Here is a 13,582-nt window from a genome sequence, read left to right as displayed (position 1 = left end):
TCATAGATCGATTGCAGGCCATCGGAAGGCGAACTCGTATATGCCGGCAACGTTCCGGAGCGGCGGCCTCGGTCAGGCCGAGGCGGCGAGCCGCGCCCGCACCGTCGCCAGCATGGCCTCCACGGCGCCGCGCACCTCCTGGAGGCGCGCGGCATCGCGCGAACGCATGACGATGTTGGTGTTCGGTCCGTTGTTTTCGTCCGTAAACGGATAACTGCCGATGATGACGTCGGGATAGGCCTTGGCGACGGCGGCGAGCTCGGTGCCGACATCGCCTTCCTTGGCGTCCGCACGGATCGACGTCGACAGCATCTTGACGCCGGTCTTCAACTTCGGCCCGACCTCGTCGAGCATGGCCTGCATCACCGCGGGAATGCCCGCCATGGTGATGACGTTGCCGATCCAGAAACCCGGCGCGCCCGACACTTTGTTGTGGACCAGCGCGCCGCCCTTCGGAATACGCGTCATGCGCATGCGCGCTTCGTTGAGTTCGCCGCCGGTTTTGGCCAGGCGCTCCTTCATGATCGCGACCGCCTCGGGATGGAATTCGAGTTCGACGCCGAATGCCTTGGCGACGCAGTCGGCGGTGATGTCGTCATGCGTCGGGCCGATGCCGCCGGTGGTGAACACGTAAGTGTATTTGGCGCGCAGCGCATTCAGCGCATCGACGACCGCCGCTTCGTCGTCCGAGACGACGCGCACTTCCTTCAGATCGATACCGATCGCCGTGCAGTAATCGGCGATGTAACCGATGTTCTTGTCCTTGGTGCGGCCAGAGAGAATCTCGTCGCCGATCACCAGCACGGCCGCGGTGACAATGTCGACGGTCATGAGAACTCCCTCTGCGCCGCCGGCTTGCTCGGCCGCGGCTGCCGGGCCCGTATAAAGCATGATCCAGCGGCGACCGGAAGCACCGCGCCATGCAGAGCGGAGCAGCGTGTGGAAGGCTGGCTCGCCACGTTTTCGGCCAGAACACGAACAAGCCAAGCGGCTGGCGACGCCGTTCGACACCGTCCCCTTGATCGCGATGCCACAGCGCGCTGACTTGAGGCCGAAGGCGGCGGCAGCAACGTCGCTTGCATCGGCTCCGTATCCGGCCGGCCCCGCATCCGGTAACGAGACCGGCGGGCGGCCGACCATTTCACAACTCAAGAGTGCACTGCGGTATCGGTCCGCCCCGGAAGGCCGACCGGCGACTGACGAACCGCGCCAAAAGCTGAGACGTCATGTACACTTGGCCGGACGCCTGCTTGCTGGTCATCCCGCCTAAAAGCTAGGCAACCGCAGGCCGCCGAGCGCGTTAGCGAGCGCCGCATCGGGTTGGCGCGAACTTTGCTCTTTACGGGGCAGGCCCCACGATTGCCGGGCCGAAGCTGGGGGACGTTGGAATGGGTGTCGCCTTCGACGAGATGAAGGGCCACGATGGAGAAGCCATCCGCCCCGCCTATGGCGAACTCGATCGCTGGCTCAAGGAAGTCCCGCCGGACGTCCTCGACTATCGCCGGCGCGAAGCCGAACTGATCTTCCGCCGCATCGGCATTACCTTCGCCGTCTATGGCGAGGCCGACGCCACCGAGCGCCTGATCCCGTTCGACGTCATCCCGCGCATCATGTCGGCCGACGAATGGCGGCGGCTGGAGAAGGGCCTCACCCAGCGCGTCAACGCGCTCAACATGTTCATCAAGGATGTGTACGGCGCGCGCGACATCCTGCGCGCCGGCATCCTGCCCGAGGACATGGTCTTCCGGAATCCGGCCTTCCGACCGGAAATGAACGGGCAGACCGTGCCGCACGACATCTATGTTCATATCGCCGGCATCGACATCATTCGCGTCGACGCCGACACCTTCTATGTGCTCGAGGACAATGCCCGCACGCCGTCCGGCGTCTCCTACATGCTGGAGAACCGCGAGATCATGATGCGGCTATTCCCCGAATTGTTCTCGCGCCACCGCATCGCGCCGGTCGAGAACTATCCGGACGAGCTGCTCGCCTCGCTGAAGTCGGTGGCGCCGCTGTCGACATCGAAAGAGCCGAATGTCGTTCTGCTCACGCCCGGCGTCTACAACTCCGCCTACTACGAACATTCCTTCCTCGCCGACAAGCTCGGCGTCGAGCTCGTCGAAGGCCGCGATCTCTTCGTCAAGGACGAGGTCGTCTATATGCGCACCACGCAAGGGCCGCAGCGTGTCGATGTCATCTACCGCCGCGTCGACGACGACTTCATCGATCCCCTTGCCTTCCGACCCGACTCGATCCTTGGCGTGCCAGGGCTGATGTCGGCCTACGGCGCCGGCAATGTCACGCTGGCGAACGCGGTCGGCACCGGCATTGCCGACGACAAGGCGATCTATTCCTTCATGCCGGACATCGTGAAGTTCTATCTCGACGAAGAACCGTTGTTGAAGAACGTGCCGACCTGGCGCTGCCGTGAGCCCGAGCATTTGTCCTATGTGCTCGATCATCTACCCGAGCTGGTGGTCAAGGAAGTCCACGGCTCCGGCGGTTACGGCATGCTGATCGGGCCTTCCGCCAGCAAGGTTGCGATCGAGCAGTTCCGCGCCAAGCTGAAAAGCGCACCGGCCAATTTCATCGCCCAGCCGACCTTGGCGCTGTCCACCTCGCCGACCTGCGTCGAAGCGGGCGTGGCGCCGCGCCACGTCGACCTGCGGCCTTTCGTGCTGACCGGCAAGAAAGGCGTGCGCATCGTGCCCGGCGGGCTCACGCGCGTCGCGCTGAAAGAAGGCTCGCTGGTGGTCAATTCGAGCCAGGGCGGCGGCACGAAAGATACGTGGGTGCTGGATAAATGAGGACACCGACCGACGTTTCATTCGTGCCCGCGACAGCGGCGACTCAGATCCCGAGATCTCTCGCTAGGGCGCGGCGGATGGGCCCGGGCTCGCGCTCGTTTCACTCGCTTGGCCGGGACGACCTGTAACCATGCTCTCTCGCACCGCCGATAACCTGTACTGGCTGTCCCGCTATGTCGAACGCGCCGAGTATCTGGCGCGCATTCTCGACGCCACGCAGCGCCTCTCCGCTCTGCCGCTCGCCTATGTCGGCACCGGCAACGAGTGGGAATCCGCCGTGCTCACCGCCGGCTGCGCGTCGAGCTTCTTCAAGCACTACGAGACGGCGACCGAAGAGAACGTCACCGACTATCTTGCCTTCTCCACCGCCAACCCATCGTCGATCCGCAACTGTTTCGAGATGGCGCGCGGCAATGCGCGCGCGGTGCGCACCGCGCTGACCGGCGAGATGTGGGACGCCATCAACGGCACCTGGCTCGAACTCAAGCGCTTCGGCAACGGACCATCGTCGCGCGAGGAAACCTCGCGCTTCCTGCGCTGGGTCCAGGAATCCTCGCTGCGCTTCGACGGCTCGGCCTACCGCACCATGCTGCGCAACGACGCCTACTGGTTCTCGCGGCTCGGCGTCTACATGGAGCGCGCCGACAACACCGCGCGCATCCTCGACGTCAAATATCATCTGCTGCTGCCGGACAATGAACGCGTCGGCGGGCCGCTCGATTACTTCCAGTGGGCGGCGATCCTGCGCTCGGTGTCGGCGCTGACGTCCTATCACTGGGTTTATCGCGAGAGCCTCAAGCCCTGGCTGGTCGCCGATCTCCTGATCCTCAAGGAGGAAATGCCGCGCTCGCTGGCCTCCTGCTACGAGGCCATCGTTCGCAATCTGGACGCCATCGCCACCTATTACGGCCGGCAGGGTCCGGCACAGCGCCAGGCGCGCGGCGTGCGCACCCGCCTGCAAAACAGCAAGATGGACGGTATTTTCCAGCGCGGCCTGCATGAATTCATTGGTGAATTCATCACGGAAAACAATCGCTTGGGACTGGCCATCACGGAGCAGTTCCTGCAGTGAGGCGCCCTGTTCCGCCCCGACCGGCTGGGCTAGGCTTTCGCCCCTGACCCGCGCGCCCTGAAGGCCTCATGCGAATCCGGATATCTCACACCACGACTTATCTGTACGACGCGCCGCCCAAGACCGTGACGCAGGTGCTGCGCCTCACGCCGCGCAATCACGACGGCCAGTATGTCGTCAGCTGGCGCATCGATCTGTCGGTGGACTGCCAGTTACACCAGCGCGAAGGCGCCTTCGGCAATATCAGCCATTCCTTCACCGCCGAGGGGCCGTTCGATGAATTGTCGATCCTGGTCGAGGGCGAGGTCGATACCCAGGACACCAGCGGCATCGTCCGCGGCGCGGTCGAACGCTTTCCGCCGGCGCTGTACCTGCGCGATACGGAGCTGACCGTCGCCGACGCCGCCATCATCGAATTCGCCGAAGCGACGCGCGCCAAGGCCGGCGGCGACACGCTGGGCCTGCTGCACGCGTTGATGGCGGGGCTCAACGAGGACTTCGCCTTCGACACCGAACAGACCACCGTCGCGACCACCGCCGCCGAGGCATTCAAGCTCAAGCGCGGCGTCTGCCAGGACGGCACTCACATCTTCATCGCCGCCGCGCGCCACCTCGGCATCCCGGCGCGGTACATCGGCGGACATTATTGCCGCACCGACGACAAGGGCGCGCAGGGCGCCGGCCACGCCTGGGCCGAAGCCTATATCGACACCCTCGGCTGGGTCGGCTTCGACCCGACGCACGGACTTTCGCCGACCGAGGCGCATGTCCGCGTCGCCGTCGGCCTCGATTATCTCGGCGCCGCGCCGGTTCGCGGCACGCGTCATGGCGGCGGCCGCGAAACCATGAATGTCTCGGTCCGGGTGGCGCCGACGACATGGCAGGCACAATCCCAGTCACAATCGTGACGGGCCATGCACACGCTATTGACCGGGTGAGCAAGTTGCCCGAGAAGGCGAACCGAACGTCCGGCGGCGGCTCCCGCCTGTCCCCATCTCAAAGATCAAGCCCATGACCTATTGCTGCGGTATTCTCGTGCGCGACGGCCTCGTCATGATCGCCGATACGCGCACCAATGCCGGCCTGGATAACGTCTCGACCTTCCGCAAATTGCACATCTATAACGAGCCCGGCGAACGCATCATGGCGCTCGCCTCCTCCGGCAACCTGTCGCTGTCGCAGACCGTGCGCTCGATGCTGACCGAGGGCATGGAGAACGCCGAAACCGGCGAACTCGAAACCTTGATGAATGCGCCGACCATGTTTCAGGCGGCGCAGCGCATCGGCAAGGCGGTCCGCATCGTCCAGGGCATCGACGGCAAGGCGCTGGCCGAGGCGTCAGTCGATCACGACGTCGCCTTCCTGTTCGGTGGCCAGGTCAGGGGCGGACGCCTGCGCATGTTCATGATCTACTCCGCCGGCAACTTCATCGAGTGCACCACCGACACGCCGTACCTTCAGATCGGCGAGCACAAATACGGCAAGCCGGTGCTCGACCGCGCCATTTCCTACGACACCGATCTCTATGACGCGCTCAAGATCGGGCTGATCTCGATGGACTCCACCATGCGCTCCAATCTCGGCGTCGGCCTGCCGATCGACCTTGTGGTGGCGCGGCGCGATGTCTGCGACTCCGAGGTCAACTATCGCATCGAGCCGGGCGAACCCTACTTCCAGGACCTGCGGGAACGTTGGTCCGGCGCCCTTCGCGCCGCCCACATCGCCATTCCCCGCCCGCCCTATCGGACTCCGGGCTGAGGCGTCCGGGCCTTAATAACAGGCCATAAGCGGATATTTATCGCCCCATAGAGGACGTTTTTACCTCCGATTAAGCCCGCTCACCGAATTCCGTCCTTTCCCTCCGGCGCCATCGCCAAAATGGCAAAATGAAAGCGATTGGCAAGCTTTAGCCCCTACATTCCGCCCAATTGTCCAGCGGGCAGAGTGTTTTAGGGGTATCTGTTTGCGTTCGCCGGTCCACGCGAGACACACCGACGACCCGACCTTCAGCAATTGGGACCGCGCGCGGTTGAGCGTCGTTGTCCCGATCGGCGTCATCGTCGCTGTCGCGATCGTTTGCATCGTCGTCGCCGTGCTGTCCTCCGCACAGCGCGCCGACGAGGTGGCGGCGGCGCAGGAGCGCCAGTTACTGTCCACGGCGCTGCAGAATTTCGGCCACCGCACCTTGAGCGAACTCGACAGCGTCGCCTCCTCGCAAGGCGCGTTGGCCAGTATCCGGCAGCACTACGATCCGGCCTGGGCCGACCAGCGGGCCGGCGGCTGGCTGACCACTTTCTTCAAACACGACTACGTCTTCGTTTTCGACAAGGACAACCGCCCGCTCTATTCGCGCGTCGGCCGCTACACCGTCGATCACGCATCGCTCGACACCGCAGCACCGGAGTTCACCGACCTGCTGGAGTTCATGCGCGGCCGCCGCGCCTCGATGCCCTCCTCGATCCGCCTGACCGACGCCAACCCGACCGAGCGCGGCCCCCAGGCCCAGGCGGCGGTGCTGCGTCTGGTGATGGGCCAGCCGGCCGCGGTCGCCGCCGCCGCCGTCGGCGACAGCAGCTTTGCCGCCGATACCGATGCGCCGATTTTGGTGTCGGTGAAATTCCTCAATGCCGACACGCTCGGTGCGCTCGCGGGCCAACTTGGCCTCGACCACCTGCGCACACTCGACCGCGGTCCCACGCCGGCCGGCGATTTCGCTTACGACGTATCGGCGCCGGATGGCTCGCGGATCGCGCGGCTGACCTGGACGCCGAAACAACCCGGTGCCGAAATCGTGCACAGCGTCGTGCCGTTCATCGCCGTCGCCCTCGCCGGCTTCGCCCTGTTAGGGGCCTTCGTGCTGCGCTACATGCGCCGCACCGCCGTCGCCATTGCCGCCGGTGAGAACCGCCTGCGCCATCTGGCGATGCACGATCCGCTGTGCGGCCTGCCCAACCGCATCTTCTTCTCGGAGCGCCTCGAGGCGGTGATCGAGGAGGTCTCGGCCACCAAGATTCCGGCGGCGCTGTTCTATATCGATCTCGACCACTTCAAGGACGTCAACGACACGCTCGGCCACCCGGTGGGCGACGAACTCATCCGCAACGTGACCTTGCGCCTGTCGCATACGCTGCGCGGCGGCGATCTGGTGGCCCGTCTCGGCGGCGACGAATTCGCGGTCCTCTCCACCATCGGCGGCGACGTCACGATGATGATGACGCTGGCGCAGCGCATCATCGCCAGCATCTGCGCGCCCTACAATATCGCCGGGCAGAACATCGTTATCGGCGCCTCGATCGGCATCTCCGTCATCGACCAGCATTGCGCCGGTGCCGCGGACGTCATGCGCTACGCCGACATGGCGCTGTACCGCGCCAAGAACGAAGGCCGCAACCGCGCCTGCATCTACGACGCGGCGATGGACGCCGATCTGTCCAAGCGCAAGCTGCTCGAAGGCGATCTGCGCGACGCCATCCAGAACAGCCAGCTCCGCTTGGTCTATCAGCCGATCGTGGACAAGAGCGGCGACAACATGCTCGGCGTCGAAGCCTTGTGCCGCTGGACCCATCCGACCCGCGGCGAGATTTCGCCGGTGGAATTCATCGCGCTGGCTGAACATTCCGGCCTCATTGTCGAACTCGGCGCCTGGGTGCTGCGCCAGGCAATGACCGACGGGCTCGCCTGGCCGGAGCTGACGGTGGCAGTCAACGTCTCGCCGCTGCAGTTCCGCCGCGCGGACTTTGCCGACACGGTAGAGCGTACCTTGAGCGAAACCGGCTTCGATCCGGCGCGTCTCGAACTCGAGATCACCGAAAGCGTGCTGATCGGCAATATCGAAACCACTGAAGCCGCGATGCGGCGGCTGAAGGCATTCGGCGTCCGCCTTGCCCTCGACGACTTCGGCACCGGCTATTCATCGCTGCTCTATCTGCGCCGCTTCCCGTTCGACAAGCTCAAGATCGACCGCAGCTTCGTGCTGTCGATCGAGAAGGCCGCCGACGCCGCCGCCATCGTCCACGCCGTGGTTTCGCTCGGCCGCGGCCTCGGCATGAAGGTCACCGCCGAAGGCGTCGAGACCGCCGACCAGCACCTGTTCCTGCGCGCTGCCGGCGTCCACCAGATGCAGGGCTATCGCTTCGGCCGCCCGACAACGGCGGACCGCATCACCGCGCGGCTGAAGTCGCCGGAAGCCTACCGCAACCACGACCACCCGGCCTCACTGGCCGGCTGACGGCCGTCATTCCCCAGGTCACTGCATAGCTCCTGCGCACCTCGCCCGCGCACCTTGGGCCTGTGGCGACGGACCTCAATTGTGCTAGGCAGGCCGCACAACAAACAATCGTCGGGGAAGGACCGTCCAATGACCGCCAAAATCGCTCTCGTCACCGGCGCCGGCACCGGCGTCGGCAAGGCCGTCGCCACCGCGCTGGCCAAGGCCGGCTACAATCTGGTGCTGGCCGGCCGGCGCAAGGAGCCGCTCGATCAGGTGGCCGGCGAGATCAATGCCATCGGCCAGCAGGCGCTCGCGGTGCCGACCGACGTGTCGCAGCGCCAGTCGATCCTCGACCTCTTCGCCAAGACCAAGGCCAGCTTCGGCCGCCTCGACGTGCTGTTCAACAACGCCGGCATCGGCGCGCCGCCGGTGCCGCTCGAAGAACTGCCGTTCGAGACCTGGCAGAACGTCGTCAATACCAACCTGACCGGGATGTTCCTGTGCACCCAGGAAGCCATCAAGATCATGAAGGACCAGAACCCGCAGGGCGGCCGCATCATCAACAACGGCTCGATCTCGGCGCATGCGCCGCGGCCTTATTCGGTGGCCTATACCGCAACCAAGCACGCGGTGACGGGGCTGACCAAATCGACCTCGCTCGACACCCGCAAATACAACATCTGCTGCGGCCAGATCGATATCGGTAACGCCATCACGCCCATGACCGCGCGCATGGCCGAAGGCCAGGGCGTCCTGCAGCCGAACGGCACGTCGATCCAGGAGCCGCGCATGAGCGCCGACAATGTCGGCGCCGCGGTCGTCACCATGGCGAACATGCCGCTCGACGCCAACGTCTTGTTCATGACCGTGATGGCCAATACCATGCCGTTCGTCGGGAGAGGCTGAGGCGCGCTCTTTACCCCGCGCGGCGGGCGGAAGACCTGCCGCCGCGAGGGGAAAACTTCGATGCTGCAAATGCAGTCGGCGCTCGGCGTCGTCGTGCTCATGGCTTTGGCCTGGGCGGTCAGCGAGAACCGCCGCGCGGTGAGCTTGAAGAGCGCTGGCGCGGCGCTTCTCGTCACCTTTGTCGTCGCCCTGCTGCTGCTGAAGGTGCCGCTGCTCGTCACCGCCTTCGCCGCGCTCACGCGCGCGGTCGACGCCGTCGGCGACGCCACGCGCGCCGGCACATCGCTCGTCTTCGGCTACCTCGGCGGCGGCCCGCTGCCGTTCGATCTGAAGGCGCCCGGCTCCGCGTACATTCTGGCGTTCCAGGGCCTGCCCGTCGTGCTGGTGACCAGCGTACTGACGACGCTGCTGTTCTACTGGCGCATCCTGCCGCCGATCGTGCGCGGCTTTTCCTTTCTGCTCGAGCGAACGCTCGGCGTCGGCGGCGCCGTCGGCCTTTCAACCGCGGCCAATGTCTTTCTCGGCATGGTCGAAGCGCCGCTGTTCATCCGCCCTTATCTGTCGCGGCTGACGCGTGGCGAATTGTTCATGGTGATGACCGGCGGCATGGCCGGCATCGCCGGCACCGTCTTCGTACTTTACGCCACCATTCTGCGCGATGTGGTGCCCGGAGTCGCGGGTCACCTCCTTGTCGCCTCGGTCGTGAGCGCGCCGGCCGCGTTGCTGATCAGCCAACTGATGGTGCCGGTGACCGACCGCACCGATGTCGGTGCGGTCGATATCGGTCACATCGCGGATTCCAGCATGGACGCCGTGGTACGGGGCACCGCGGCCGGCCTCGAACTGCTGCTCAACATCATCGCCATGCTGATCGTGCTCGTCGCGCTCGTGCATCTGGCCAACGCCATCCTTGGCCTGCTGCCCGACGTCGCCGGCGGCGCCATCACGCTGCAGCGTTTGCTTGGCCTGGTCATGGCGCCGGTGTGCTGGCTGATGGGCGTGCCGTGGGATCAGGCCGTCACCGCCGGTTCGCTGATGGGCATCAAGACAGTGCTCAATGAATTCATCGCCTATCTCGAACTTGCCAAGCTGCCGGCCGGCGCGCTCGACGACCGCTCGCGGCTGATCATGATCTACGCGATGTGCGGCTTTGCCAATTTCGGCTCGCTCGGCATCATGATCGGCGGCCTCAACATCATGGCCCCGGAGCGCCGCCCCGACATCATTTCGCTGGGGCCGAAGTCGATCGTATCGGGCACGCTCTCGACCTGCCTGATGGGCGCGGTGGTCGGCGTTCTGACTTGACGATGTCAAACCAGTGCGGCGCCGGCGGACTGCCGCACTTTGGCGAAGCGAACGACGCGCTGGGCGGCACCGGCGTCGAGTGCGAGGTAATCCACCCGCGTCGGTGTCGACCCGTAGCGATGCAGTTCGGTCTTTGTCTGCCGCATTTTCAGGAAGCAGTCGACCACCACCCATGGCAGCGTGGCAGCTCGCATCAGCAGCAACGCGGATTGCAGGCTACTACCGGCGAGAACGCCGAACGTATAATCGCAACCCAGGTTGAGCAGCGATGCCAGCACCGCCGAAGCGTCATAGAGCCGGCCTTGCGCGAACAGTTCGCAAAACACATCGCAAGGCCGCAGGTCGCCGTTGCGCAACCCGGCGGCGTAGGCGCGGGTCTGTTCGGCATTTCTGCTGCGGTCGGCGAGCCATTCGGCCAGATGCGGCAGCACCGCGGCTTCATTCAAGGTCGGCGTCCTCTCGCACAACCGGCGCGCCAGCTCCTCGGTGACGATGGGCAGAAGGCGCTCGACCGCCGCAAGCGAGAGATCCTTGCGATCGACCAGCAGAGCCTGAAGATCGACATCGTTCCCCGCCCGCGCGATCATGCGGCGCATGCCGGCATCGGAAAACCGCGCTCCATTGTTGCCCGCCAGGATGCGCACCACGCTGGCATCGCCGCGTTCGGCGACGACCTCGGTGACGGGCGGTGTCACCTCATCCCGCCCGGCAATGGCGCGGAGATGATCCTGCGAACCGGTCCGCGCGACGTCGACGAGAACGCCTTCGGGCACCGCCTTGTAGTCGCGGATCATCGGCCGCGCGACGTCGATATCGGCGTCGGTTGCCAGCCTGCGGACGATCTGGACGGGCAAGCGCACCATGCCGGCAAGCGAGGCCGACGCCGCGGCGCGATCGGCACCGCTGAGCTTGTCGATGAGCTTGGAAACGACCTCGTTGAAGAGATAAAGCTCTGCCGTCAGAGTCGGCTCGGCGTACGTTGCATACGCCAAGGCGATGCGCCGCAACAGTTCGACGCGCTTGTCCGGCGCGCGTTCTGCGGCAAGACTGGCAAGATCTTCGGCGAGAATCGATAGGGACTTTTCCGGCGCGGCCTTGGCGGACATAACGCTCTCTCTTTAAACCGAGCGATATGATCGCAAACCGATTAAATAGCGATGAAACAACTCTCGATGTATTCGGTATCTGATTCATATTTCGCTTACCCCGCCGCGACCGCCGTCGTCTCGCAAACGTCGCTCGCCGGTATCTTGATATGCTGAAACACATCTGGCTCGTCGCATTCGGTAGCCTGTTGTGGTGTGTCACCGTCTGGCCGGCGCAATCGCGTCCGATCGCTATCGTCGCATTCGGCGACAGCGCCACCTCCGGCTATCTGATCAAGCGCGACGACGCCTACCCCGCGCAGTTGCAGCGCGTCTTGCGCGCCAAGGGTTATGACGTCGTGGTCAGCAATGCCGGCGTTGCCGGCGATACGACGCAAGGCGCGCTGAAGCGCCTCGATCTCGCGATCGATCCCGACACCGCAATCTGCATCGTCGAGTTCGGCGTCAACGATCTTCGCATGGGCGTGCCGCGCGCGGTAATGGAGAAGCGACTCGGTACCATCATCGAGACCTTGAACCGCCGCCACATCGAAGTGCTGGTCATCCGCTATGGCGGTGTCGATCTCTCGCACGTCGCCGTCCGGCACCACGCGCTCTATGTGCCGTGGAAGGTTGCGCCGGGACGGCACCGCGCCCGCGACGGTGCGCATTACAATGCCGAGGGTTATCGTATCGTCGTCGGCCAGATGTTGCCGGCGGTCGAAACGCTGATCAGGCGCGTGCGGCCGTGATCACGACGACGCCGGCCGCGCGACGCGGTCGCGCGTCAGCGTCCAGATTGCGATCGCGATGCCGACGAACACCACACCGACCATGCCGAGCTCGCGCAGCATGCCGGCAGCGTACATCACCCCGCCAAGGCCGGAGCCGATGGCCTGGCCGACATAGACGCTGCTGGTATTGAGCGCGACCGAGGCGCTGGCGAGTTCGGGCGCGGTCTGCACCAGGCGCGCCTGCTGGATCGAATTGGTGGCGGCAAAGCCGAGGCCGAGGAAGACGACGCCGGCGGCCATCAGCACCAGTACGCCGGAGCCGGCCGTCCAAAGCGCAAGCCCGCACAGATTGCAGGCCAGGAAAATAACCGACGTCTTCCAGCCGCCGAGTCGGCCGACGATCCGCGTCGCCGTGACATTGCCAATGAACCCCATCACGCCATAGAGCGCGAAGATCAGACCAACAGTTTCGTGGCTGGCGCCGGTCAGACGGTTCAGCAGCGGTCCGAGATAGACGAACACCATGAACTGGCCGCCGATGAACAGGATGGTGATGGCGAGCAGCATGAGGACTTTGGTGTTGCGCAGCAGCCCGGTGAAGCTGCCGAGCGACAGCGCCGGCCCGAACAGCTTGCGCGGAAGGCCAAAGGCGAGCAGGACGCAGGGCACGAACGACGCGAATGCTGAAAAAGCGAAAGCGCCGCGCCATCCGGCGTAGGCCGCGATCAATGTGATCAACGGCATGCCTGCCGCAACGGCCAGCGACCAGCCGAGAAAGATGAATGTGATCGCGCCGGAGCGCGCGCGATCTGACACCAGCAGGCCGATGGTGCTCGCCGCTTGCGGCGTGAACACTGCGGCGATGGCAAGCGTCACCAGCCGGAAAGCCAGCACAGTGCCGTAGTTCGGCGCGAGCGCCATGGCAGCCTGCCCGGCCGCCATCACCGCCAACGTCGTCACCAGCAGCGCGCGGCGGCCGATCCGCGTCGTCAGCCAGGCCATCACCGGTGAGCCGAAGCACAGGATGATGGCGCCGAACGTCACCAGCAGTCCCGCCTCGCGGATTCCGACATTGAGGCCTTCTGCGAGGATCGCCAGCATGCCGGCGGGCGCCAGTACCGACAGGCCGGTGGCGAAATTGCCGAGCAGCAGCCCGTAGCGCGCGAGTTGGTTCTGCAAAGAGAAAGTCCGCGGAATGAAAGTGGATTGGAATCGGTCTGGTGAAAGATCAGCGTCGGCGGACGCTATGCCGGTCCGGACAGTTCAGATGGGGAGGCGCCGGGACTCCGGCAACATGGCACCGGCTGCAGCGTGCGCACTTTTGCAAATGAGTACAATGACGTTTGTTGATGGATCGGGATTCCACGGTCGGACCCGTGAAAACGGAACGACCGGGATCGGTGCCCGATACGGATACACAAGAGCATACGGTCGGCCGCTCATGCGGACGGCCGCAGCGG

The 13,582-nt window shown here is 65.0% G+C and carries 11 protein-coding genes; 8 read left to right on the top strand and 3 right to left on the bottom strand.

Going from position 1 to position 13,582, the window contains the following annotated elements; all coding sequences use genetic code 11:
* Nucleotides 1–72 precede the first annotated feature (72 nt).
* Entirely contained in the window at nt 73–831 is a 759-nt protein-coding gene (locus ASD45_RS05550; protein ID WP_056912605.1) for a molybdopterin-binding protein, read from the bottom strand.
* A gap of 557 nt (nt 832–1,388) precedes the next feature.
* On the opposite strand from ASD45_RS05550, the gene ASD45_RS05545 reads away from it, so the two are divergent.
* The 7 genes from ASD45_RS05545 to ASD45_RS05515 all read left to right on the top strand — a co-directional run bounded on the left by ASD45_RS05545 (nt 1,389) and on the right by ASD45_RS05515 (nt 10,303).
* Complete coding sequence (locus tag ASD45_RS05545; RefSeq protein WP_056910579.1) at nt 1,389–2,810, top strand: circularly permuted type 2 ATP-grasp protein; 1,422 nt, start codon at nt 1,389–1,391, stop codon at nt 2,808–2,810.
* 130 nt (nt 2,811–2,940) lie between these two features.
* Nucleotides 2,941–3,882: an alpha-E domain-containing protein gene (locus ASD45_RS05540; protein WP_056910578.1), complete on the top strand. Its 942-nt coding sequence runs from the start codon at nt 2,941–2,943 to the stop codon at nt 3,880–3,882.
* 68 nt (nt 3,883–3,950) lie between these two features.
* Entirely contained in the window at nt 3,951–4,790 is an 840-nt protein-coding gene (locus tag ASD45_RS05535) for a transglutaminase family protein (protein ID WP_056910577.1), read from the top strand.
* Nucleotides 4,791–4,893: 103 nt separating this feature from the next.
* Nucleotides 4,894–5,640: a hypothetical protein gene (locus tag ASD45_RS05530; RefSeq protein ID WP_056910576.1), complete on the top strand. Its 747-nt coding sequence runs from the start codon at nt 4,894–4,896 to the stop codon at nt 5,638–5,640.
* A gap of 271 nt (nt 5,641–5,911) precedes the next feature.
* The gene (locus ASD45_RS05525; RefSeq protein WP_056910575.1) at nt 5,912–8,110 is read left to right on the top strand and encodes an EAL domain-containing protein; all 2,199 of its coding nucleotides are present in this window, start codon (nt 5,912–5,914) and stop codon (nt 8,108–8,110) included.
* Between the two features lie 129 nt (nt 8,111–8,239).
* Nucleotides 8,240–8,998: an SDR family oxidoreductase gene (locus ASD45_RS05520; protein WP_056910574.1), complete on the top strand. Its 759-nt coding sequence runs from the start codon at nt 8,240–8,242 to the stop codon at nt 8,996–8,998.
* 60 nt (nt 8,999–9,058) lie between these two features.
* Entirely contained in the window at nt 9,059–10,303 is a 1,245-nt protein-coding gene (locus ASD45_RS05515) for a nucleoside transporter C-terminal domain-containing protein (RefSeq protein WP_056910573.1), read from the top strand.
* A gap of 5 nt (nt 10,304–10,308) precedes the next feature.
* Here ASD45_RS05515 and ASD45_RS05510 read toward each other — a convergent pair whose 3' ends face one another.
* Nucleotides 10,309–11,409: a DUF2336 domain-containing protein gene (locus tag ASD45_RS05510; RefSeq protein WP_056910572.1), complete on the bottom strand. Its 1,101-nt coding sequence runs from the start codon at nt 11,407–11,409 to the stop codon at nt 10,309–10,311.
* A gap of 149 nt (nt 11,410–11,558) precedes the next feature.
* Here ASD45_RS05510 and ASD45_RS05505 point away from each other — a divergent pair, with 149 nt between their 5' ends.
* Nucleotides 11,559–12,140: a GDSL-type esterase/lipase family protein gene (locus ASD45_RS05505; protein ID WP_056910571.1), complete on the top strand. Its 582-nt coding sequence runs from the start codon at nt 11,559–11,561 to the stop codon at nt 12,138–12,140.
* Here ASD45_RS05505 and ASD45_RS05500 read toward each other — a convergent pair whose 3' ends face one another.
* A complete protein-coding gene (locus ASD45_RS05500) occupies nt 12,141–13,301 on the bottom strand; it encodes an MFS transporter (RefSeq protein WP_056910570.1) in 1,161 nt (386 codons plus the stop codon).
* Nucleotides 13,302–13,582: the final 281 nt, after the last annotated feature.

This window comes from Pseudolabrys sp. Root1462 (genome assembly GCF_001426945.1).
In the GTDB taxonomy this organism is placed as follows: domain Bacteria; phylum Pseudomonadota; class Alphaproteobacteria; order Rhizobiales; family Xanthobacteraceae; genus Pseudolabrys.
The sequence above is the reverse complement of the archived record's forward strand: the minus strand, read 5'-3'. Positions and strand labels throughout refer to the sequence as shown.

What these genes read in the sequence shown, in the direction of transcription:
- ASD45_RS05550 (WP_056912605.1), bottom strand. Translation starts at nt 831, where the DNA reads ATGACCGTCGACATTGTCACCGCGGCCGTGCTGGTGATCGGCGACGAG.
- ASD45_RS05545 (WP_056910579.1), top strand. Translation starts at nt 1,389, where the DNA reads ATGGGTGTCGCCTTCGACGAGATGAAGGGCCACGATGGAGAAGCCATC.
- ASD45_RS05540 (WP_056910578.1), top strand. Translation starts at nt 2,941, where the DNA reads ATGCTCTCTCGCACCGCCGATAACCTGTACTGGCTGTCCCGCTATGTC.
- ASD45_RS05535 (WP_056910577.1), top strand. Translation starts at nt 3,951, where the DNA reads ATGCGAATCCGGATATCTCACACCACGACTTATCTGTACGACGCGCCG.
- ASD45_RS05530 (WP_056910576.1), top strand. Translation starts at nt 4,894, where the DNA reads ATGACCTATTGCTGCGGTATTCTCGTGCGCGACGGCCTCGTCATGATC.
- ASD45_RS05520 (WP_056910574.1), top strand. Translation starts at nt 8,240, where the DNA reads ATGACCGCCAAAATCGCTCTCGTCACCGGCGCCGGCACCGGCGTCGGC.
- ASD45_RS05515 (WP_056910573.1), top strand. Translation starts at nt 9,059, where the DNA reads ATGCTGCAAATGCAGTCGGCGCTCGGCGTCGTCGTGCTCATGGCTTTG.
- ASD45_RS05510 (WP_056910572.1), bottom strand. Translation starts at nt 11,409, where the DNA reads ATGTCCGCCAAGGCCGCGCCGGAAAAGTCCCTATCGATTCTCGCCGAA.
- ASD45_RS05505 (WP_056910571.1), top strand. Translation starts at nt 11,559, where the DNA reads ATGCTGAAACACATCTGGCTCGTCGCATTCGGTAGCCTGTTGTGGTGT.